Origin of the sequence: Nostoc sp. TCL26-01 (genome assembly GCF_013393945.1) — a bacterium.
In the GTDB taxonomy this organism is placed as follows: Bacteria; Cyanobacteriota; Cyanobacteriia; order Cyanobacteriales; family Nostocaceae; genus Trichormus.
Genome location: NZ_CP040297.1, coordinates 1,262,448 through 1,284,798, shown reverse-complemented (window position 1 = coordinate 1,284,798; position 22,351 = coordinate 1,262,448). Strand labels below are relative to the sequence as shown.

24 protein-coding genes and 1 tRNA gene are annotated in these 22,351 nt (G+C 41.3%); 10 read left to right on the top strand and 15 right to left on the bottom strand.

Annotation, left to right across the window (positions count from 1 at the left end):
- Positions 1-5: 5 nt before the first annotated feature.
- The 3 genes from FD725_RS05445 to FD725_RS05435 form a co-directional block, all read right to left on the bottom strand.
- Positions 6-227 carry a DUF167 domain-containing protein gene (locus tag FD725_RS05445; protein WP_179047183.1) on the bottom strand — a complete coding sequence of 74 codons (222 nt, stop codon included), beginning with the start codon at positions 225-227 and terminating at the stop codon, positions 6-8.
- On the bottom strand, positions 199-621 hold the full coding sequence (locus FD725_RS05440) for a DUF2809 domain-containing protein (protein WP_179047182.1): 423 nt from the start codon (positions 619-621) through the stop codon (positions 199-201). The genes FD725_RS05445 and FD725_RS05440 overlap by 29 nt, the downstream gene beginning before the upstream one ends.
- A 140-nt stretch (positions 622-761) precedes the next feature.
- Positions 762-1,313 carry a DUF2231 domain-containing protein gene (locus FD725_RS05435; RefSeq protein WP_179047181.1) on the bottom strand — a complete coding sequence of 184 codons (552 nt, stop codon included), beginning with the start codon at positions 1,311-1,313 and terminating at the stop codon, positions 762-764.
- A gap of 337 nt (positions 1,314-1,650) precedes the next feature.
- On the opposite strand from FD725_RS05435, the gene FD725_RS05430 reads away from it, so the two are divergent.
- The 3 genes from FD725_RS05430 (at position 1,651) to FD725_RS05420 (ending at position 4,671) form a co-directional block, all read left to right on the top strand.
- Entirely contained in the window at positions 1,651-2,706 is a 1,056-nt protein-coding gene (locus tag FD725_RS05430; protein ID WP_179047180.1) for a hemerythrin domain-containing protein, read from the top strand.
- Between the two features lie 347 nt (positions 2,707-3,053).
- On the top strand, positions 3,054-3,863 hold the full coding sequence (locus FD725_RS05425) for a TPM domain-containing protein (protein ID WP_179047179.1): 810 nt from the start codon (positions 3,054-3,056) through the stop codon (positions 3,861-3,863).
- 184 nt (positions 3,864-4,047) lie between these two features.
- Complete coding sequence (locus tag FD725_RS05420) at positions 4,048-4,671, top strand: precorrin-8X methylmutase (RefSeq protein ID WP_179047178.1); 624 nt, start codon at positions 4,048-4,050, stop codon at positions 4,669-4,671.
- Between the two features lie 122 nt (positions 4,672-4,793).
- Here the strand turns inward: FD725_RS05420 and FD725_RS05415 are convergent, their stop codons facing one another.
- The 3 genes from FD725_RS05415 to psaK all read right to left on the bottom strand — a co-directional run bounded on the left by FD725_RS05415 (position 4,794) and on the right by psaK (position 6,834).
- On the bottom strand, positions 4,794-5,486 hold the full coding sequence (locus FD725_RS05415; protein ID WP_179047177.1) for a phosphate ABC transporter permease: 693 nt from the start codon (positions 5,484-5,486) through the stop codon (positions 4,794-4,796).
- A gap of 25 nt (positions 5,487-5,511) precedes the next feature.
- Entirely contained in the window at positions 5,512-6,348 is an 837-nt protein-coding gene (gene dapB / locus FD725_RS05410; RefSeq protein WP_179047176.1) for a 4-hydroxy-tetrahydrodipicolinate reductase, read from the bottom strand.
- Positions 6,349-6,573: 225 nt separating this feature from the next.
- Entirely contained in the window at positions 6,574-6,834 is a 261-nt protein-coding gene (gene psaK, locus FD725_RS05405; protein WP_179047175.1) for a photosystem I reaction center subunit PsaK, read from the bottom strand.
- A gap of 323 nt (positions 6,835-7,157) precedes the next feature.
- Between psaK and FD725_RS05400 the strand changes: the two genes are divergently transcribed.
- A complete protein-coding gene (locus tag FD725_RS05400; RefSeq protein WP_179047174.1) occupies positions 7,158-8,363 on the top strand; it encodes a hypothetical protein in 1,206 nt (401 codons plus the stop codon).
- Positions 8,364-8,825: 462 nt separating this feature from the next.
- Here the strand turns inward: FD725_RS05400 and prmC are convergent, their stop codons facing one another.
- The 4 genes from prmC to FD725_RS05380 form a co-directional block, all read right to left on the bottom strand.
- The gene (gene prmC / locus FD725_RS05395; protein WP_179047173.1) at positions 8,826-9,740 is read right to left on the bottom strand and encodes a peptide chain release factor N(5)-glutamine methyltransferase; all 915 of its coding nucleotides are present in this window, start codon (positions 9,738-9,740) and stop codon (positions 8,826-8,828) included.
- A 2-nt stretch (positions 9,741-9,742) separates the two neighbouring features.
- A complete protein-coding gene (locus FD725_RS05390; RefSeq protein ID WP_179047172.1) occupies positions 9,743-10,582 on the bottom strand; it encodes a Tic22 family protein in 840 nt (279 codons plus the stop codon).
- Positions 10,583-11,298: 716 nt separating this feature from the next.
- Positions 11,299-11,372 (bottom strand) — tRNA-Pro (locus FD725_RS05385).
- A gap of 73 nt (positions 11,373-11,445) precedes the next feature.
- On the bottom strand, positions 11,446-11,997 hold the full coding sequence (locus FD725_RS05380) for a GNAT family N-acetyltransferase (RefSeq protein ID WP_179047171.1): 552 nt from the start codon (positions 11,995-11,997) through the stop codon (positions 11,446-11,448).
- Positions 11,998-12,409: 412 nt separating this feature from the next.
- On the opposite strand from FD725_RS05380, the gene FD725_RS05375 reads away from it, so the two are divergent.
- Positions 12,410-13,129 carry a hypothetical protein gene (locus FD725_RS05375; RefSeq protein ID WP_179047170.1) on the top strand — a complete coding sequence of 240 codons (720 nt, stop codon included), beginning with the start codon at positions 12,410-12,412 and terminating at the stop codon, positions 13,127-13,129.
- A 209-nt stretch (positions 13,130-13,338) separates the two neighbouring features.
- Positions 13,339-14,250: an alpha/beta fold hydrolase gene (locus tag FD725_RS05370; protein ID WP_179051430.1), complete on the top strand. Its 912-nt coding sequence runs from the start codon at positions 13,339-13,341 to the stop codon at positions 14,248-14,250.
- Between the two features lie 96 nt (positions 14,251-14,346).
- Here FD725_RS05370 and tsaD read toward each other — a convergent pair whose 3' ends face one another.
- Positions 14,347-15,387: a tRNA (adenosine(37)-N6)-threonylcarbamoyltransferase complex transferase subunit TsaD gene (gene tsaD / locus FD725_RS05365; protein ID WP_179047169.1), complete on the bottom strand. Its 1,041-nt coding sequence runs from the start codon at positions 15,385-15,387 to the stop codon at positions 14,347-14,349.
- Between the two features lie 198 nt (positions 15,388-15,585).
- On the opposite strand from tsaD, the gene FD725_RS05360 reads away from it, so the two are divergent.
- From FD725_RS05360 to FD725_RS05350, 3 genes are all read left to right on the top strand, one after another.
- Positions 15,586-16,080, top strand: coding sequence for a Photosystem I reaction center subunit III (locus FD725_RS05360; protein ID WP_179047168.1), 495 nt, complete (start codon positions 15,586-15,588; stop codon positions 16,078-16,080).
- Positions 16,081-16,119: 39 nt separating this feature from the next.
- A complete protein-coding gene (gene psaJ / locus FD725_RS05355) occupies positions 16,120-16,269 on the top strand; it encodes a photosystem I reaction center subunit IX (protein ID WP_179047167.1) in 150 nt (49 codons plus the stop codon).
- Positions 16,270-16,664: 395 nt separating this feature from the next.
- Positions 16,665-17,183, top strand: coding sequence for a photosystem I reaction center protein subunit XI (locus FD725_RS05350; RefSeq protein ID WP_179047166.1), 519 nt, complete (start codon positions 16,665-16,667; stop codon positions 17,181-17,183).
- 116 nt (positions 17,184-17,299) lie between these two features.
- Here FD725_RS05350 and gmk read toward each other — a convergent pair whose 3' ends face one another.
- The 3 genes from gmk to FD725_RS05335 form a co-directional block, all read right to left on the bottom strand.
- A complete protein-coding gene (gmk, locus tag FD725_RS05345; RefSeq protein ID WP_179047165.1) occupies positions 17,300-17,899 on the bottom strand; it encodes a guanylate kinase in 600 nt (199 codons plus the stop codon).
- 186 nt (positions 17,900-18,085) lie between these two features.
- Positions 18,086-18,352, bottom strand: coding sequence for an extracellular matrix/biofilm regulator RemA (gene remA, locus FD725_RS05340; protein ID WP_179047164.1), 267 nt, complete (start codon positions 18,350-18,352; stop codon positions 18,086-18,088).
- A 573-nt stretch (positions 18,353-18,925) separates the two neighbouring features.
- Positions 18,926-20,215 carry a DNA cytosine methyltransferase gene (locus FD725_RS05335; RefSeq protein WP_179047163.1) on the bottom strand — a complete coding sequence of 430 codons (1,290 nt, stop codon included), beginning with the start codon at positions 20,213-20,215 and terminating at the stop codon, positions 18,926-18,928.
- Between the two features lie 127 nt (positions 20,216-20,342).
- Here FD725_RS05335 and FD725_RS05330 point away from each other — a divergent pair, with 127 nt between their 5' ends.
- Positions 20,343-20,927: a Uma2 family endonuclease gene (locus FD725_RS05330; RefSeq protein ID WP_179047162.1), complete on the top strand. Its 585-nt coding sequence runs from the start codon at positions 20,343-20,345 to the stop codon at positions 20,925-20,927.
- A 55-nt stretch (positions 20,928-20,982) separates the two neighbouring features.
- Here the strand turns inward: FD725_RS05330 and FD725_RS05325 are convergent, their stop codons facing one another.
- Positions 20,983-21,903 (bottom strand): serine protease, encoded by a 921-nt coding sequence (locus tag FD725_RS05325; RefSeq protein WP_179047161.1) that lies wholly within the window; start codon positions 21,901-21,903, stop codon positions 20,983-20,985.
- Positions 21,904-22,351 lie beyond the last annotated feature (448 nt).

Sequence of the window (22,351 nt, the reverse complement as noted above, 5' to 3'; positions counted from 1 at the left end):
AGGGACTAGAGATCAATCTCAACTAACTTTTGTCGTGAGGATAAACCAGACTTAATTCTGATATGAGATTTTGGGACATCAAATTTGTCTGCTAGGAGTTTGATTAACTCCTCATTAGCTTTACCATCTACAGGCAAAGATTTTAAATGTATCACAAAACTGCCATCAGGCTGTTCTAGAATTTTTTGTTGTTTGGTATTAGTTTTCACCTTCACCTTTTTTTGCATAACCCATATTTTCTATTTGTCTAAGCCACAACCAACCGAGGAGACAACCCAAGGCATAATGAGGAAAATCCCACCAAGCAAAGGTAGTACCAAGCAGTAGTTTACCTATTAATGTAGCTCGCACATAGTTTAATATCGGTGGATGCCAAAGTTGCAAAAATTCTAAGATGCAGGTAAAGATAAAAACCCAAATCGGAATTTGCACAACAGCTGCTTTGCTGCTAAAAAACAAAAATGCCAACAGACACCAGAATATTTCGTAAAATACGGCGGCTGCATAGTTATTTAACCATTCATGGGCAAAGCCATTGTAGTACTTAAACAACAAGCCCATCACTATCACAACGAACAGGGATAAGCTGATAACTTTTAGTTGAGTGCGTTGATGAAACATTATATACAGGCTAAAAACTAACAAAGATTTTAGCCTTGATATGAAGAAAGGGAGTAGTACCAGAGAAATCTAGGCACAGCTTTATCAGAGAGTAAAGCAACACCAAAAGCCTTGAAATTCAGCACTCCCTACTCATTAATTTAAGGATATCTTCTACTCCCAGCACCAACTACACCTATTTTGTGACGATAGGAAAGTTCTGCACCAAACCAGCCAGAAAGGCTAGTGAAAGTACCTACGACTAGTGAAATCAAAAGTCCCCAGGGTAAGATTCTGGCTTCAGCGTCGCCCCATCGGAGGAGAAAGTTAACTAGTGTTAAGATGAGGATGGATACATTGAGAATCAGGTGAACCCAGCCTGCTTGACGCTTCCGGACACGCTCAATTTTCAAAAAGTCGCTTAAGCCGATGAGTGATGCGATCGCACCTCCTGCTAAACCTAGACCAATTAACCAAAGAGAAGCCCTAGCCCAGAAAAAGTCACGGGTTAGCCAGTAACCAAAATCACTCCCCAAAGCAGCTGCTAAGAAAGCGATGGGAAAGATCACGCTGAGGGGATGTAAAGGATGTCCAGCGATCGCTACTGTGCTAGGTACACCAGTATCGTTATACTCGCTATCATCACTTTCAATTATCGGGGGAATGTTAGGAAAAGGTGTGGAAGCAGAGGAAGTTTTTTCTGTAGTTTCCATAGGTAAAATATCCTAGTTGTGAAAAAATAGACTGTTAATTTTCGGCTTGATTTAATTCCTGATTTTTTTGCTTTTTCAGCATAATTTAATTGCCTATCTACAAATATCTTGGAGTTACTTTAGACAAGATAAACAGGAAAATTTATCTATCTAGTGATAGGTATCTATGTAATATTTGTCAGTCTGAGAGGAGAAGTTTATTTTTAAAATTAAAAAAGTTTGGTTTCTATCCTGAGTCACGTAGCTAATCGTTCAAAAGAAAGAGGAAATATCACAAAGTACTGTGTCAACCTGAAATTAGTTAAGAATAAGACTACTTTTTTGAGGAGAACACAGGATGGTATCAACTTTAGATGATGCAAAACGTAATGCTATTGCTGTAAAACTAGCAGATGCAAAACTCCTTCAACAGTTGTTGATTGAAAATGAACAGCAATTTTTGAGAGAAGCAAGTGATAAGGAAATATCTGATCGTATCCGCAATTTCCTTGAAGATGACCAAAAGAATTTGGGAGTTTTAGAAACTGTAATTGTCCAGTATGGTATTCAAAAAGAACCTAGACAAACAGTGCGTGAATTGGTTGATAAAGTCCGTCAACTCATGAAAGGTTCTGAACTCAGCTTTTATGAAAAAGTATCTCAGCACGAATTGCTCAAACATCAACAAGTGATGAGTGGTTTACTGATTCATAAAGCAGCCCAAAAAGTTGGTGCTGATGTGTTAGCCGCGATCGCTCCTCTTAATACTATCAACTTCGAGAACCGCGCTCACCAAGAACAACTCAAAGGAATTGTCGAAGTTTTGGGTGTGCGTGAACTCACTGGACAAGATGCAGATCAAGGTATTTGGGGAAGAGTCCAAGATGCGATCGCTGCTTTTAGTGGTGTAGTCGGTAGTGCTGTAACTCAAACCTCCGACAAACAGGATGTCAACATCCAAGATGTGATCCGTGCTGATCACAATAAGGTGAATATCCTGTTCACAGAACTACAACAAAGCAACAATCCGCAAAAGATTCAAGAATATTTTGGTCAAATCTACAAGGATTTAACTGCTCATGCTGAAGCCGAAGAAGAAGTAGTCTACCCCAGAGTACGTTCTTTCTACGGTCAAAGCGACACCCAAGAACTATATGACGAACAAGCCGAAATGAAGCGCTATTTAGAGCAAATCAAAGCTATTAATCCCTCTACTCCTGAATTCAAGGAGAGAGTCAAACAACTAGCAAACATCGTCACAGACCACGTTCGTCAAGAAGAAAGCACCTTATTTGCGGCTATCCGCAACAACCTCAGCACCGAACAAACAGAACAATGGGCTACAGAATTTAAAGCTGCTAAGAGCAGAATTCAGCAAAGATTAGGTAGCCAAGCTACTGGTGCAGGCGTTTAATTAACGATTCAGTGACATAACAATCCTCGATTAGCAGCCTATTGGGCTGGTCGCGTTCAGCGAAGAAACAGCTCCCCTACTTTCGTAAGATGTAGGGGAGTTTTTCTATATTGAATAGACATCTGGTGAAAATGAATGTAGAGACGTTGCACTGCAACGTCTCTACAAGGATTTCGGGCAACGTAGAATTAATTTCTACCAGATGTCTAATGCAGTAACCCAGAGAATCTTTGCTTTCATCACCAAGATTAGAGTAAAGTAAACAAGTGTAACAAAGTATCACTTTTCTCACTGGCTTTTAAAACAACTTGTTCACTTCTACTGTTGATATTTGTATAAGAACGTCCATGCAGTCTCGTTTTTGGCGACACATTTTAGTATCTATTACAGTATTTTTCTTAGCTGGGTCAGTTTGGGTAATGCACTCTCCCTCTGCTCTGGCTTACGATAATCCTGACTTGTTACCCAAGTTTTTTACCCCAGTAGTAGACTTGGCTAAATCCTTACCTGATCCGCAAGAAGAAAAACTAGTCAAGGACATAGAACAATTTGAAACTGATACAGGCTGGAAACTGCGCGTCTTAACTCAGTATGACCGCACTCCAGGACGCGCAGTCATAAATTACTGGGGTTTAGATGACAAAAGTATTCTCTTGGTAGCAGATTCTCGTGGCGGTAACATTCTCAGTTTTAGTGTTGGAGATGCAGTTTATGATCTGCTTCCCCGGACTTTCTGGATAGAACTACAAACTCGCTTTGGGAACTTATATTTTGTCCGCGAACAAGGTGAAGATCAAGCAATTTTACAAGCTTTAGATTCAGTCAAAGGCTGCTTACTCAAAGGCGGTTGCAACGTTGTTCCTGGACTACCAAGGGAACAGTGGATTTTAACTTTAATTAGTTCTATCATTGGTGGGATTATTTGTGGTTTTGCAGCTCAACCGCGCACAGAAGGACAAGTTTTTGCTTGGCAATGGGCTTTAATTTTTTCACCCTTGTGGGGAATTTTGTTTCTAGCTTTTGGTATCGGCCCTGTAGTCACCCGTACTAGTGATTGGTTACCTGTATTCCGCAACGTCTCCGGCTTCTTTATTGGAGCTTTAGTTGCTTTCTTGTCACCTGTGTTTAATCGTCCTTCTTCTGATACGTCATCTTAAGTGAGGAGTGGGGAGTGCTGAGTGGGGGGACAAGGGGACAAGGGGACAAGGGAAAAAATTATTTATTACTCTTTGCTCCCCATCCCCTCATCTCCCCTGCTCCCCTGCTCCCCTGCTCCCCTCGTCCCTAACCCCTTTCCTGATAAGCTGAAAGCTAGTCTCTCAGAACTGAATAATTATAGTTATGGAATGGCACGTCACAGATGCTCAAAGTTTAGCAATTATTGATGCTCAGATTGGTGATCATGTTTTCTCACCGGCAGAGTATGAAATTGTCCGACGGGTCATATATGCTACGGCTGACTTTGAGTATCAGTCTTTAATCAGGTTTTCTGAGCGTGCTTTACAAGCTGGGGCGGCAGCATTAGCGGCACGTGCTGCTATTGTGGTGGATGTGCCGATGGTGCAAACAGGTATTGCCTATGATGTGCAGAATACTTTTGCTAATCCGGTTTATTGCAGTATTGAGGCTTTGACTCGTCCCCAACCAGAAAAAACTCGTGCGGCTTGGGGAATTGAAACTTTAGCTAAACAATATCCAGAGGGAATTTTTATTGTCGGTCAAGCACAAACAGCATTAACTGCACTGGTAGATTTAATTGAAGCTGAAGAAATTCAACCAGCGTTAATAATTGCCACTCCTGTAGGATTGATGGATGTGGAAGACGCGAAAAAGCGCTTACAAGATTCTCTAGTCCCCAACATTACAATTGACAGCTCTAAAGGTAATGCAGTTGTCGCAGCAGCGATCGCCGACGGTCTGATAGACTTAGCATGGCAAGCCTACGGTCAAAATAGAAATGGGTGAAGCGAGGCTAGAGACTAGAGCTTTATTGTAGGGCATTACGAATTACGTTAGCGTAGCGGTAGCGAGTCCGCGATAGCGCAGCGTTAGCGACGCAGGAGCGTCGCGTCATTACGAATTACAAATTATTCCCTCTCTTCCCTTCTCCGACGGCGACGGCGTGGCCTGTCTTGTGAATCTTCGCGTAAACGGCTGCTGACTTCGTTAAAAAAATCTCTCCTCAGAAACGGATAGTCACTTATCCAGATGTTTTGACTAGGAATATAAACATCGCTAAATTCTTCGATGCTGCTCAAATCGGGTCGATTTGATAGGACAATCATCTCCGCAATTTGACCACGGGTAATCGCTTTATGAATAGGACGTAACGGTGCTTCTAACTCGATGCTAAATCCGGTGTCATCGCCTACTTCTATATTGATGCGTTTTTCTCGGTTTTCGACAATTACCAATTCACCTTTACTGTTGACTGTTTCTTGTTTACCCATCAACTTATCACTAATCCACCAATCCAGAATTCGACCACGGAAAAAACCACCATATTTGTAACGGCGGCATTTTGAATTGCGGAGACTGGCCTGAAACACTGGATACCACAGCCAAAACATTGCACCGAATACTCCCAGAAAAAACATAATCAGGCCAAATTCCAACCCAAAAACGGATCTGATTAGTAATATGACAACTATTGCCACTACCGAGATTAATAGGCGCTGCAAAAAATTGGCAAACTTTCCCCAGTAATATTTGTACTGTAGTCCGGTGGCAATCAAGGGAATGAGTTGTTCAAGTTTCTGGCGAGTTAGGGGAACTAACATGAGTGAGGAGTAAGGAGTTTGAAGTTTATAGTATCTTTTCTAAACCATACACTAACGACTTTAATTGTAAGACCTTGCGAATTGCCAACAAAACCCCTGGCATATAGCAGGCGCGATCGCTTGTATCATGGCGTAATGTATAAATTTGTCCAGGTGAGCCAAAAATTACTTCTTGATGGGCTATCAGTCCAGGTAAGCGGATACTATGAATTCTAATCCCTTCTCCCGCTAAACTACCTCTGGCTCCTGGTATTTTCTCCGTTTCCTCGACAATAGCAGGGTTAAATGTTTTACCCATTTCCGCTAGCAACTGGGCTGTCTGAATCGCAGTCCCACTAGGCGCATCAGCTTTTTGATTGTGATGTAGTTCAATAATTTCTACATGATCAAAATACTGTGATGCTGTGACAGCTGCTTGTTGCAACAACACCATCCCAATAGAAAAGTTGGGAATGATGAGACAACCAGTACTAGCCTTTTCGGCAAAGTCAGCTAAATTGTGAATTTGTTCAGGACTTAACCCAGTCGTGCCGACAACCGGACGAATTCCGTAGGCGATCGCACTCCGCACATTATCATAAACTGAATCAGGGTGAGTAAAATCTACAATCACCCCTGGCGGCCCCTGTCTTTCGCCAGCCACATACCCCAACATTGGTTCTAGTTGGTCAGTAATTGGTACTTCCAAAGGTTCACTCAAACCCGCCAGTTCCCCAGCATCTTGACCTTGATATGCTGGACTGCGGTCAATTGCACCCAATAAATTTAAGTCTGGAGCAGCAGCTACTGCTTTCACCACTTCACGACCCATCTTACCAGCAGCACCATTAATAATTACTGGAATAGGAGCTTGATTACTCATAATCAGAAAAATGCCTTTTCAGCCAACAAAGGTTTTATTTTAAAGACTTTGGTGTGCTATTTTCAACAAAAAAGAACCAGAGAATTAACTCTCTGGCTCAGAGATACAGACACAACAAAAATCAACTGAAGCCAATTTTGGTATTAATCTAATACAACATGGTGTAACTAGACACACCAATTAATCAGCAAATAGCCAATAGTATCTTGGCTGATGCTTTTGATCCTAGATTCTGCCTAGATTGTGCAAACCTAGAACAATACCTACCCCTAGAATATGACCGAAAGCAGTAGTCGCCAACAATGCGGGTAAACCAAAACCACCAAAAAGATTAGCTGAAGGTAAAGCTGGTTCTGAACTGGGATACTTGATGGAGGACTTACCAAAAGCGATCGCAATGATATTGGCGATAATTATAATAATACCTACCGTGGGACTCCATTCCAGGGGTGTGGTTGCAGCAGCAAGTAAGGTTGAAGTTAACACCTGATTAGCTCCTGAAATTTTATGAATGATTGAGAACATCATCGGGATATTTCCGAACTAAATTCAAGAAAAACCCCGATTTTGCAGCATTATTTAACATTAGTTTTCATTCCTTAATAAATGAAAGCTAAGTGAAGAGTGAGGGAATACTAAGAGGGTGTTGGAAAAGTTTCAGTAGGTATAAAAATGTTATTCTGACTGGAGCGGAGCGTCAGGAAGAATCTAGGTTTTGTGGCACATACCGAGATGTTTCATTCCGCTACGCTGCATTCAACATGACAAAGAAACAGACTTTTCAAACGTCCTCTAATGACTAATGACTATTGACTAATGACTACAAAGTGAGCAAGCGGATGATTTTTAAAGAAGAGCAAAAAGAATGCCAAGAGATACTTAAGCAATTACACGAAGATATTAACGAACTGATTCAACAAGTAGAGAGTAAATTTCAAGCGACAAACATTAGTTTAGAGAAAGATAATAACCTGATATTATCGGAACCGAGTTATTTTATTTTTGAAGAAATTCAGGAAGAAATAGCCAATCAAGTCATATTATTACAACATTTAGGAGAACATATTGCTAAAATTCAAAGACATAAAAATAAATATATATCTGAGTGTATAATTCTTCGGTCTAAACTGAATTCCATTAAGTTAGCAATATCTTTTCTCCTGACTGGCAAAACCCAAAAAATAGTTTTTGCTAAAAATATTAGATACGGCATAGAGTATTTTTTAAATAGTAAAAAATCTGGGGGTTGGCTGATCAATTTTTTTAAGCAAGCTGTTCGGGAATGGTCAGCACCAACTAAAGTATTACTGGGACTGGCAATGGCTCTACCACTCTATACAATTGCTGTTCCTGGCTCCTTACTTATTGCGGGGATGTTAACGATCGCCACTAATATCAATTTGTCGCCATCAGTAAATAACTCTCGTCCAGTCAAAATTTCCGAGCGACTGAACAAACTAGAACCAACTGAAACTCAGTTATTTTTTGAAAGATACACTCTAGTCTTGGTATCTGGTATAGCCGGGACATTTGGCAGTATAATTAGCATTTTACTAAGATTAAAACAATATCGTGATAGTGCTTATAAAGGTTCGGCTGCTCCTATTTTAGTTGGTTTTGCCAAGCCTTTAATTGGTACAGCTTTTGGGATATTGGTATTTACAATCGTCAACTCTAATATCATTTCCACAGTACGAGTTCCAGAATCAAATCAATCTTCAGAAGATAACGAAATTAAATATTATTTCTTCTTCTCACTGGCATTTGTAGTTGGTTTTAGTGAACGATTAGCTGGTGACATTATCCACAGAGCAGAATCTACCTTGTTACCAGAAACCGCCAATAAACTAAAAGAAGCTGGAGAAAATTTTCAGATTTCAGCTAAAGATATCCACGCGGCTGGAGAGGATTTTCAAAACTCTGCTAAAAATATTCAAGCTGCGGCTGTAGACTTGAAGCAAACCACGAGCAATGAAAGTAATGATAATTCTCAGGACGTAGAGAGTGATGCTTGATCAATTCCCAATTCATACCATTTCACGCTAATCATGATACACATAAATTATGTAGAGACGTTGCAATGCAACGTCTCTACTGTTTCACTGAATTCTGACTCCTTAATTCTGAATTCTGCTGTATTAACGTGAGTTCGACAAGTCTTTTTTGACCTCTCCCCCCTCTCCGACGCGGAGAGGCAGGGTGGTTTCATACAAACAGAGAAAAAACAAAACTTTGTTTCAAAGCCTCTCCCCCCGTGGGGGAGAGGTTTGGAGAGGGGTCAAAACTTCTGCTACAAAGCGACAAATCAAGATGTATGTATTTTTCTTTTTTCGTATGAAACCACCCTGCCCTCTCCGACGCGGAGAGGGCAGTCAAAAACATAAAATATCAACGAAAAATCAAGGTTTTAAAGCCTCTCTCCTTTTAGGGGAGAGGTTTGGAGAGGGGTTTTTTCCAGTCGTCGAACTCACGCTGTATTACTGAATATAAGCTAGAGCAAAACGTTCAATACCTGCCAAATCAGTGTGAATTTGAATGTGACAATAACTACCTTGAGCTTCCAACAATGACCGGATAGTATCTGCCTGTCCAGACATCATTTCAATTAACCAAATACCCCCAGATTGCAAATAACTGGGGGCAATTTCTATTAAATGACGAATATCATCTAAGCCATCAACACCGCCATCTAAAGCCAAATGTGGTTCATGGTTTACTACTTCTGGTTGTAGGGTAGATACAATTTCGCTGGGAATGTAGGGTGGATTGGATACCATACCGCTAAATTGACCTTTGAGAAAAGTTAACGGCTCCCACCAGCGACCATGATAGAATCGCATCCTGTCAAATAGACCCAAATTGTGAGCGTTTTGTTGAGCGATCGCCAAAGCTTCTAGACTACAATCAACAGCATGAATTGTGGCTTGGGGGAAAGCATCTGCTAACCCCAAAGCGATCGCTCCACTCCCAGTTCCCAAATCTACCCAATGTCCTTGTTGTAGTTGTGTAGCTAATTCACTACTAGCAGTAGCAGCCACAGCTAAATCAATTAAAGACTCTGTTTCTGGTCTGGGAATTAAAACTGCACTCGACACCACCAGTTTAAAGTTTCGCCAAGGTGTCACCCCAGCAATGTATTGTACTGGCAAGCGATCGCTCAATCGCCTTTGCCACAACTGCTCTAACTCTTCTAAAGACAAAGCCATGAAAATCTCCGCTTGGTCTTTAAAAGATTCTAAACGCAGCGCTAGACGGTCTAAACCAGCTATCTCTTGCAGTAGCCAATCCACCTCAGCTACTGGGACATGATCAGCGATCGCCTCGGTAATTGCTCTAGAACGCCATTGCCAAAGTTGTAAACCAGAAACTACATTTAGCTGTGTCTTTGTCATCCCTAACGTTGATTTGGCTTGGGTGCTGGTCGTGAATTGTTGTTCTGAGTAGGTGCAGTTGGCGGATTCGGCGTTTTACCTTGAGGTAAAGTCCTGATATACTCTCTAGACTCTGGGGATGGTATTAAAACAACTTGCTTCAACCAAGCATCATTCTTATCTTGTAATGTCTTAATAACTCCGTCTACGTCTATCACCTGAATATCCGCTTTCGGAAACTTCGGTTTGACCTGACCTAATAAGCTTTGTGCATCTTGCTTGCTAAAAAATAGCGGTACAACTTGCTCTTTCTCTGAGCCTAATGTAATCGGTACATATCCCTGATCTGGTGCAAATCTGACCGCAAAAATTGGTACACTCTTAAACTGATTTACCTGTTGACCACCCTGGCGCAGTAACTCTAATGCCCCTTTAATTTCCTGATCCACAGGTTTAAAGGCAAACAACAAACGATTGGGATCTTTTTTAGTTTGTTGTAATTGTTGATAAATTACTCCCAAAGGTACTGGAGTCACTTGCAAGCTTTTCACTATGTCCTGCATCTTTGGGTCTGTATTTTTGCTGTTTCGCAGCTCGTTGATAAAAGCTTGAGCTTCCTGGCGACTCAAATAAACACCAGTCACAGAACCACCTGCTTTTTGACCATTTTGTGGTGCGGGTAGCGGGCGGCTCAATGGTAACCCTTGGTTGTTGGTAATAATATAAACCGGCACAGAGTCTAATTTTTCTTTGATTTGTTGTTCTGACAGTGCTAGTACGGGTAAGTTACCGAAATATACTGTTCCCAGCAGAGTACTGCCAACTAAACCTAATGTTGCGCCCCAGCGAACTAATGCTTTCATGAGTCTTCCTCGCATCAATGAGTTCAATTTAAGTCGGCGAACTTGTTGGACTTACACGTCACCGACTCGTTTTAGTTATATATCAATCCTTTGAAAATGTGAAAAAGTCGTGGTGGTAGTTAAATGCTCCTAATTTACTCTTAAAACGGTAGATTTTCAAATCTCCCAAGAGTCTTGTGGTGTCCTTACCACCTGTTAACCCCATTCCAGTTATGCTTTTCTCAGCTTTACTTTACTATTCACTACGAATTAGTGTAGATGCTTATTATGTCTATTTGTCATAGAACAAAAACTTTCCCGACATTATAATACTGTTCATGCCATTTTCTTGTTTTTGTCCAAATATAGGGACGATATTCAAGAGTTAATCGTTCCCTCTCATAGTTAGTGATTAACTGCTCCAATTTATACATAAATAATTAGATTGGAACTTTGTGATTTAAGAATAATTTTCCTGATTCTTACTCTCTATTTATCCACATATCAAAATATTTACAGTCAAAAATTAAGTATAAAATTAAACAATCTTTAAAGGAGAAAATTCTCTCTTCCCCTACACCCCTACTAAATCAGTTAACAGTTAACAGTTACCAGTTAATAAATGTTCACTGTTCACTGTTCACACCCCTACACCCCTCATTCCCCCAGCATTGTCAACACAAAAACCCCATCTCCTTTTTTCATTAGATTTGGGGTTAATTTATTAAAGTTTTGAATCGGGATGACAGGATTTGAACCTGCGGCATCCTGCTCCCAAAGCAGGCGCGCTACCAAGCTGCGCTACATCCCGATGAGGTTTTTACAAGCCTCTGCCATTGTAACTGATTTTTTGGTGATCGGCTATGTTTATTTCTCCCAAAAATTTAGTGTGGATACCAAAACATCCCTTTAATACCTTCCGGATCTGCCATAAAACCCATAGTCCGGTAAAAATCTACAACATGAGGGTCGGCAAAAAGAGTGACGTTACTAATTTCTTCACTCCTAAGTTTTTTGAGTACATATTTCATCAATGCCTTACCCAGTCCTTTATTTTGAAAATCTGGGTGAACTACCACATCCCAAATCGTGGCATTAAAAGCGTGATCTGATGTAGCGCGGGCAAAACCAATCAATCGCCTCTGGTTTCCTCGCACTTGCCACATCGAGGCAACGAGAAAACTATGCTCAATAGCTTTCTTAACTTTTCTTAAAGGACGACGCGACCAACCGACAGCATCACAGAGTTCTTCTAGTTCATACAGGTCAATATCTCGCTCCGTGCTAAAAACAATGCGTTCTGCATTTCGTGTAGCTGCGGAAGCGTCGCTGCTGGGGTTAGAGCTACCCACAGCGTCTACCGTATGCTCATCAAAGGGGTGTGTTTTATTTGTCGCCGACTCAGGAGTACTAAACCAAGTTTTCCAAAAACCCATGCCAAAGTGGTTCGGGGAGTATAACTGAATTGGTTACCACTATCGAGAGTGTGATTCACACTTGACAAAGCCGTTACCATTTTTTTATCCTTCCACTCAATATTTTTTATGAGTTTTCGGGAATTTTAATGTCAATAGCCAATTACAGTGTGTTTCAGACCAATTATTTTCAACTTTAGCACTTTGTTGTAAAGCCTAGAAGAAATTCCTCAAAAGGAGAGGATAAAGAGTGAATTGTATATATAAAAGTGATTAGGTATTGGGCTTTGAGTAGTGCTGAGTTATGAGTGCTGAGTGCCGAGTTATGAGTAGTCAGTAGTGGTTATTCTCCCCTGCTCCCCTGCTCCTCTGCTCTCCATCTCCCCATTCCCCAACCCCCGGTGACAAAAGTAAGCGATTCTTACCCTTAACAATGGCGTCTGGTTTAAAAAATTCGACACTGGAACTTCTCAAGCGCTTTAATCGAGCGTTTCCCCAATTTTATGAACAATTTGTCAGCAGTGAGATTCAGCTGCAAAATTTGCGGCTAGCTTATCGTCTCTATAAGACTAAACGTGCCGTGATCGAGTTGAAACCAGAAGGTAGCAAAAGCGCCTTGCACTTTGCCTACCGGAATCAGTCGTTTCTCCTCAGCGATATTTTTGGTGTACTGGCAGCTTATGGACTAACTATTCATGGTCTGAGTCTCTATGGGCAGATTCGACCACCAATGTTAGTTTTTATCAAATTATTGGTATCTCGCGGTAGCAAAGCTTTGACTGAAAAAACCGCAGATAATGTCTGTCGGGCTATTCGTGAAGCTTTGGGAGGGCGGTTTGAAGTAGAGGAAATGCTAGCAGTAGAATTTAATCTGGATGTTGGACTAGAACAAGTACAGACTGAATTCTATGTTGATCCCGTTTTTCATCTGCCGGCTTTAGTCATTGAGGCTGATAATCAACCGGGGTTATTTTACAAAGTAATGTATGCCATCTGGCAAGAAGACTTACTAGTGGTCAATGCCAATTTACTGGTTTGGCGCGGACGTACCAGACTGATTCTCTATCTATTAGGGCCAAATGAAAGCCTAATTCCTGAATATTTAGGACATAAAATTGCGGAAGGAGTACGCCAAAGATTGTTGGGTAAGTGATTTAGGTAATAGTCAATAGTCATTGGTCAATAGTCAATAGTCATTGGGCATGGGGAATGAATTATTCTCTTTTGTCCCCTATTCCCCTATTCCCTGTCACCTGTTACCTGTTCCCTATTACCTGTTACCTATTCCCCATTTTTAAATCTTTAACTAGTCTTTTCTATTCTGTATTTTGTCGTACCCACCCTTGAGGGTACGATATGAATATGGCAACTATTGAAATCTTGGGCTATCCGCACGCATACGAGCTAACAGCCCCTACATCCTGCCCCCATGCTTTAGTTTTTGTCCACGGTTGGCTCAATAGCCGTGGATACTGGCAACCTGTGATTTCTCGCTTGTCAGTAGATTTGCAATGCTTATCGTATGATTTGCGTGGATTTGGCGAGTCTCAGTCACAGCTAGAAAGTGATTTTCATCGGGCGGAAGGTTCTATGACTTTATCTGCTCAGTCTATGCGATCGCTCAGTTCGTCTTTTGATTCTCTTTACACACCAGCTGCCTATGCTCAAGACTTGGTAGCTCTACTCCAACAGCTAAATATTACTAGTGCTTGGCTGATTGGTCACTCCCTCGGTGGGACGATCGCTCTTTGGGCTGCTTCTCAAATGCCTGATTGTATCAAGGGCGTGATCTGTATTAATGCTGGTGGTGGTATTTACCTCAAGGAAGCTTTTGAGCAGTTTCGGTTGGCTGGGCAAAAATTTTTACAAGTACGTCCCCGTTGGCTCTCTCAAGTACCTTTAATTGATTTACTCTTCACTAGGGCTAGTGTTTCTCGTCCTCTAGATCGTTATTGGGCGCGTCAACGTGTGATTGATTTTGTTGTCGCCGATCCTGAAGCTGCTTTGGGATCTCTCTTAGACTCAACTACAGAGGAAGAAGTCAACCGTTTACCAAAGTTAGTATCCCAGCTAAAGCAGCCAGTTTATTTTCTGGCTGGGGCTGACGATAAGGTGATGGAACCCAAATACGTCCGTCACTTAGCCAGCTTTCATCGGCTTTTCCAATACTGCGGCGACAATGTAATTGAAATTCCTGATTGTGGACACCTAGCAATGCTAGAACAACCAGATGCCGTTGCTCAAAGTATTCGGGAAATTGTTATTGGTCAGTAGTCATTGGTCAATAGTCAATAGCCAATAGTCATTGGTCAACAGATTCTCTTCTTGTCCCTCACTCCCTCACTCCCTCACTCAGCACTCAGCACTCCCTCACTGATATAACTTCATAACTTGGCTCAGGGATAGCCTAGATTCCACTCCCAAAGTGATGGGTGAGATATGCCCTCGTGATAGGTGATCGGCGGCGGCACAGGCTATCATGGCGGCGTTATCGGTACAAAATTTCAGGGGGGGGAAGAGGACGCGCAGGTTGTGTTGGCTTGCGGCTGCTTGTAAGTGTTTTCGCAAGCCACTATTGGCGGCTACACCACCACCGACAGCTATGGTGTCTAAGCCATAATCTATGGCACAGGCGATCGCTCTTTTGGTTAATGCTTTGGCTACGGTTTCCTGGAAACTGGCGGCTATGTCCATCAGAGGCAGTTCTGCGCCATTTTTTTCTAATTGCTGGACTAAACGCAGTACAGCTGTCTTTAAGCCGCTAAAGCTGCCGTCATAGCGATGATATCCGCCATCTGGTAAGGAAACTTTTCCTTCTGGTAGGGCAAAGGCTTGGGGATTTCCGGTTTGAGCTAGTTTGTCAATGATGGGGCCACCGGGATAACCCAGCTTTAATAACCTAGCGACTTTATCAAAAGCTTCACCCGCCGCATCATCACGGGTTTCCCCTAGTGTTTCATACTGACCACATTCCTTAACGTAAATTAAGCTTGTGTGTCCGCCAGAAACTAGTAAGCTAAGAAAAGGGGGATCTAAAGTTGGCTCACTCAAATAAGTCGCATAGATGTGACCTTCGAGGTGATGAACTCCCAAAAATGGCTTGTTATGTAAAATTGCTAAAGTTTTGGCAGCCGTTAGCCCCACTAATAGCGCTCCTACCAGTCCCGGCGCACAAGTGGCAGCGATCGCATCGATTTTTCCCCAATCTAATTCTGCTTCTCTCATTGCTTGAGCGATCGCCTCATTGATCGTTTCTAAGTGCTGACGAGAAGCGACTTCCGGTACTACTCCCCCATATTGCTGGTGGACAGGGATTTGTGAGGCTATAATACTGCCGCAAACTTGACGATTCTTAACAATCGCCACGGCAGTTTCATCACAACTAGTTTCGATGGCTAAAACAGTGGTCATGTTGAGTAATGAGTGCTGAGTGCTGTTAGCGGTAGTCTCTTAAGATTTGTTTGAGAAGCTTTAACTTTTATTTACTTCAACTTTACTCGATTACCGCGCAAGAGTATGATGACTTGCTAGTTAAGCAAATCGAGACTGTACAAGCCGCTTCGTTTTGTACATAAAACTTTTTCTTGTGTAATAAAAGGAAACAAATCCATGCGTCGATTGTTTGCTTTGATTTTGGTGATTTGTCTGTCGTTCAGTTTTGCTCCCCCAGCAAAAGCTCTTGGAGCGAATCTGACACCTTGCGGAGACAATGCTGCGTTTAAAGAACTGGCTAAAAATGCCCGCAATACTACAGCAGACCCCAAGTCAGGACAAAAGCGTTTTGAGCGCTATTCTCAAGCTCTATGTGGCCCAGAAGGTTATCCCCACCTGATTGTTGATGGTCGTCTTGATCGCGCTGGCGATTTCTTGATCCCCAGTGTTCTGTTCCTCTACATTGCGGGTTGGATTGGTTGGGTAGGTCGTGCCTACTTACAGGCTGTTGGCAAAGGCTCTGATGCGGAACAAAAAGAAATCCAAATCGATTTGGGTACTGCATTACCTCTAGTCGCTAGTGGCTTTGCTTGGCCTGCTGCCGCAATTAAAGAACTTCTGTCTGGTGAATTAACTGCTAAGGACTCAGAAATCACTGTTTCCCCTCGCTAATTCATCTCAATTAATTTCACTTTTTTTGGAGAAAAAAACATGGCAGAAAAAACTGATCAATCCAGCTACATCATTAAGTTTATTTCTACAGCACCAGTGGCAGCTACTATCTGGCTAACCATCACAGCCGGGATTTTAATTGAATTCAATCGCTTCTTCCCAGACTTATTGTTCCATCCCTTACCATAGGTTAAACCTGGGATTTTCATAAGTAAAAATTCAGGAGTCAGGAAAAAAATACAGGATAAATTCTGTATGGATTGGTAGATTTGACTTGCTTCTCTTGAGCAGTTAAATAAACTTAATTACTATCTCCTTTTCTGACTTCTGAATCAGTCTTTTATTACTTTTTTGCCTAAGATTGTGTGGTTGATTTACTTAATCTAAATTAGGTAAGTTTATCAGCAATATAGGCAAAAAAAACTTTTATTTAAACTCGTGATCTTAATTATGGCTGGCGGGTTTCTGAGTTGTTAAATCACCTAAATTAATTTTTCTAAACTTCTCTAGCAAAAAACATCTTTGGCTACAATTATTATTAATATAAAAATGCCACCATTGTATTTTTGAGGCAAACATAAAATATGGCGCAAGCAGTAGACGCATCAAAAAATCTCCCCAGTGACCCTAGAAATCGGGAAGTTGTTTTTCCAGCAGGAAGCGATCCTCAATACGGTAACTTAGAAACCCCGGTGAATTCTTCTCCCATAGTTAAATGGTTCATCGGTAACTTACCTGCCTACCGTCCTGGCCTAACACCTTTTAGACGTGGCTTAGAAGTTGGTATGGCTCATGGCTACCTGCTATTTGGCCCCTTTGCTAAATTGGGCCCACTGCGTAATGCACCTAATGCTAACTTAGCTGGGTTGCTAGCATCTATAGGCTTAGTAGTAATTCTTACTGCTTGCTTATCTCTCTATGCTAATAGCAATCCTGCTCCGGCACTTGCTAGTGTGACTGTACCCAATCCTCCAGATGCTTTTAACTCCAAAGAAGGCTGGAACAATTTTGCCAGTGCATTCTTAATTGGTGGTATTGGTGGTGCAGTAGTTGCTTACTTTTTGACTAGTAATTTGGCATTAATTCAAGGTCTTGTAGGCTAATTAAACCTTTGGTAATTGGGTGTTGGATATAGGTAATTGTCATTTTACCCATGACCAATACCCCATTACCAATTGCAAATTGAATGTGACTTGGGGGTGACTTGGGGATTTGTCAATTACCCAAATAAAGCTACTTCGATCGCCTGGAGAGCAGTTTCCAAATCGTCATTGACAATTTGAATATTAAATTCATTGGCGGCTTGAATTTCTGCTTTAGCGCGTTGTAACCGACGAGCGATCGCTTCTTCTGAATCTTGTCCCCGTCCCCGAATCCGTTTTTCTAACTCTTCAAAGGAAGGCGGCAAAATGAAAATACTCAAGGTTTCAGGAAAGGACGCACGGATTTGTCTTGCTCCTTCTAATTCAATCTCTAATACGACTAACTTCCCAGATTGGACTTGATTAAGCACATTTTCGCGGGGAGTCCCGTAGTAATTACCCGCAAATTCTGCCCATTCTAGGAATTCACCTTCAGCCACTAATTGTTCAAACTTGTTGCGGCTAATAAAGTAATAATTTTCGCCATTGATTTCGCCAGGGCGGGGGGAACGAGTTGTGGCGGATACAGAATAATAAAGTTCCGGATGACGCTGTAGTAGCGATCGCATTAAAGTACCTTTACCGACACCACTAGGCCCGGTTAAAACAATCAACTTGCCTGACGATAGAAATTCTTTGGTAGTAGCACAACTCTGGATGGGTAAGACTTGCATCATCCGTTAAACCTGTGAATTAATCAAGAAACATCATTCATTAGTAGATTTAGTAATTTAATCTGATTTGCGTCGCCAAAGCAAATTTTAACTAACGAATTTGTAGCACGAGTGACAGAAAACTTGTCTAATTCACATAGTACCGCCGATATGGTGCAAAGAGGGATGGGGTTTTACTCCTCTTCCCTATCAATTCTCTACACTTTGATGCTCGCGGGAAATCACGAACCGATTTGCTACCGTTTCCGGTTGGATAGCCGACAGGATTACGTGACTGGAATCGGTGATAATTACAGCCCTGGTTCTGCGACCATAGGTAGCATCAATCAGCTGGCCTCTGTCTCTCGCGTCGGTAATGATCCGCTTAATGGGAGCAGATTCTGGACTCACAATGGCAACGACTCGGTTAGCCGACACAATATTGCCGAAACCGATGTTAATTAACTGTATTTCCATAAAAAAACTGACACCTGATGTGGTGTTCTAAACTAAAAGGGAATTTAATATCATGTTATCCCCAAAAAATAAGAGTTACAACGCATTACATCTAGCAAACTTGAGTTTTTATATGACATAAGCTTTTTTTAGCTGTTTATTAGTTAAATCTACGGAAAATATTTCTTAAGACACAGGCGCAACTATATGAATAGGAAGTAGGGGATTGGGTATTGGGTATTGGGTATTGGGAATAGGCAATAAGCTTTCTGAGTTGTATTGAGTTTTGGCAAAAATCAAATAGGAATCTTAGAGGGTGTTTGAAAAGTTTCAGTAGGTATAAAAATGTCATTCTTCCTTACGCTCCGCGTCAGGAAGAATCTAGGTTTTGTGGCACATACCGAGATGTTTCATTCCGCTACGCTGCATTCAACATGACAAAGAAACAGACTTTTCCAACGTCCTCTTAGATAACAAATACTATCTAAGGGTAATTGATGTTTATTTACCTCTTCCTTAAGATACTAAAACTCTAGAAAAAACACTACCATAAGTTCTAGATAATACAAATTACCAATCCCCAATCCCTATTCCTCATTCCCTACCCAGATAATATTGTGTTGCTTGAGAAATATTTAATTGCAATAACTGCTCTGCACCCAACTCATATTGCATACTTGGTTTAACAGGTAATATATTCAAACTACGAATAATTTCTGTCGCTACAGCCTTAGCTAGTAATGGCGGAACCGAGTTACCAATTTGGCGAAAACCATGCCATTTGGTCACATGAAATCTGAACCAGTCTGGGTAAGAATGTAAGCGTGCTGCTTCCCTAACTGTGATACATCGGGGTGTAAATGGATGAATTGGTCTGGGAGAAGTATAAGAACCTCTATGCTGATCTGTGCCTGCTCTTAAAGTATTACAGACACCAGCCGGATGTAACTTATGAAATCTGCTAATTGGCTCTCTTTCGCCTTGGGAGGTATGATGAAATCTGTCAATAGTTGCTTGTGAGTGTTTGGTTCTCAGACTGGAAGAAAGAATCTGAGAATTGAAATGACGATGATATGAATAATCATCTATAAAAGTGCTAAGTCCACGAAGAGAGGAAGCATAATTACTAGGTTTACCATATTCTGCAATAATCCAATCTTGTTTTAATAACTCTGAGTGTTGTTCTACTTCTGGTAAATCGCCAATTGCTTCCCCAACTGTGGGACACATGGGTAAGTCGGAAAAGTATTTGCGTTGAGAGTTACTAATTTTAGGGGATTTAGTAATTGGTTTTGGGTATTTTGGTAACGTCATATCTGCTCTAGCGCCAAGGAGAAATAATCTTTCTCTAGACTGGGGTACGCCATAGTAGACAGCATTGAGAATTTGATAATTTTCTTCTACTTGATAGCCTTGATTTTTAAATTCATCAATTAAAGTTTTGAGGATTTGTTTGTGTTCACCAAAGGTAATTCCTCGAACATTTTCCATGACAAAAAACTTCGGTTGCAATTCTAAAACTAATCGATGAAAATGAAATACTAAAGAATTGCGCGGGTCATCAAAAACCCGCTTACCCATGAGAGAAAATCCTTGACAGGGTGAACCACAAATTACAGCATCAATCTCACGTTGACCAATTGGCGATCGCTCTCGGATTTCTGCCCCTGTTGTCTCTTCTACACTTTTACACAAAACCGAGCAAAAGGGGAAATTATACTCATGTACCGCGCAATGAATAGGGTCAATTTCCACAGCCGCCAGTACATCAAAACCAGCCTGTTCAAACCCAAGCGTCATCCCACCAGCACCCGCAAATAAATCAACTGCGATCGGTCGTTGACAAACAGTGCTAAGTTCTAAGTGCGGTGTACTGAGTCTCATTTGTGGTTTAGATGCTGACCCGTAAATTCTGATGGAACTATTTTCAGAATAAATTAATAGATCCTATCACAATCCAAATTTGCAGCAGTAGCATTGTATTATCGCTACTCTTGTTTAAATTAACTTTATGGTTATCAGCCCTTTGACATTAAACCTAGACACAGTTCATTTCACAGACGAACAGTTCTATCAACTATGTCAAAATAACACTGAATGGAAATTTGAGCGATCGCCTAGTGGAGAATTAATGATTATGCCCCCCGTTGGCGGAGAAAGCGGTAATAAAGAAGCAGACCTTATTGCTGATTTAGTATTTTGGAATCGTCAAACGGGACTCGGTTATACTTTTAGCTCATCTACCATATTCAAATTACCAAATGGAGCCAATCGCTCTCCTGATGCGGCGTGGATTCAACGAGAACGTTGGGAAAGCCTCACTCCTGAACAAAAACGTAAATTTCCTCCCATTGCACCGGATTTTGTCATTGAATTAAGATCAGCTACAGACGATTTAGAAAAGCTGCGCCAGAAAATGCGGGAATATATAGATGCTGGTATAAAATTGGCGTGGTTAATTAATCCCCAACAGCAGCAAGTGGAAATTTATCGTTCCACCCAAGATGTAGAAGTGCAAAATCTGCCTACAGAATTATCTGGTGAAAATGTCTTACCAGGATTTAAATTGAGTCTACCTAATTATGGCAATTCGTAATAGGCTGCGCTTAGTTTGCATTTCCAAAATCCAGTATGAATACCAGACTAACTTTCTAGTTTTGTTGCAACCACTCATTTAGGCGAGATATTTCTACTGCACGGTTCAACAACAATCCATTAACTTTATTTGAGCCAGAATGCAGAGCTAATACATAATACTTACCACCAATATTACCGATAATTGCACCACCAGAAGCCCCATGATTAGTATCACAATTATGGTAGAGCAAGTTATCTTTGCGGCGGAGAATACTACATCCTATGTGAACACCAGCAGTATTGCTTTTACCAGCAGTGAAATTTTCATAACCTTTCTTCTGAGGGTTGGGAAAATCGCCAGAGTAGCCAACTAAAGCAAAACTTTGAGTATCACCTACCAGACTAGAACCAGGTAGAGATTTCCAACCCAGATAACCATATTTTTGACCAATAGGCTTGTTAAGTTTCAAAATAGCCCAGTCGTTTGCATAATCGGCTAAATCACGGTTTTTAAAATCTGTGCCGTAATAAACATTAGTGGCATAAGCGACATCATTTTTACTTCGCAGGATACCATTAATTAAGTTTGGACGAAATGCGATCGCTTGACTAACTTTTCCAGTTTCCGGGTTAACAACACAGTGAGCATTTGTCAACACAATATCTTCTGCAATCAAAGTCCCCGTGCAACTATAACCGCTACCATCATCACCTACCCCCTCAATTTTACCCACCGCCGACCAAGGATAATCTCTGCTAGTCATGGGGATACGGTCATCTTTTCCTATAACTACCCGTTGTCCTGGGAGTTTTTCTTGTTGATTGAGTAATGATGGTTCTCCTTTTCCTTGTAAGTTAAATTCTTTGGGATTGTCTACTTTGGTAAACTTGGGTGGGGTTTGTGATTCGGCTGAGACTGAAGCCCAAATTCCTAAAAAACCAATTGTGGCTATGGAGGGGAGGATGAATTGTTTGGATAGAAATATGTTTTTCATGAGAAATCACTCGTGTAAATATTGAGGTAAGAATTTAAACGCAGAGGGGCGCGGAGGTAAGCGCAGAGGTACGCAAAGTAGGAGGGGAATTACGTTAGCGTAGCGTAAAGCCTTCTCTTTCAGAGACGCTAACGCGAACGGCATAGCTTCGCTTAGAGCAAGTCTTCTCCCAAGGGGAGACGCTACGCGAACGAGCGTCATTACGAATTACGAATTATTTAATTGTCGTCAGTGATATTGCTGAAACTTTGTGTTGATTTTATGGTGAATGTTTCAGGTTACAGTTGTGGTTTCTGTTTTTGTAACGAAAAAGTCTGATTTTCTTGTTCTGACGCTTCCTAGCAGGAGATTGAGGTGGAGAAAAAGATATGTCTACTTATACTTAATTACAAGCAATTGTTCATCTACGCTTTAGCTAAATGACATAAATAAAAGGATAAAATCGAAT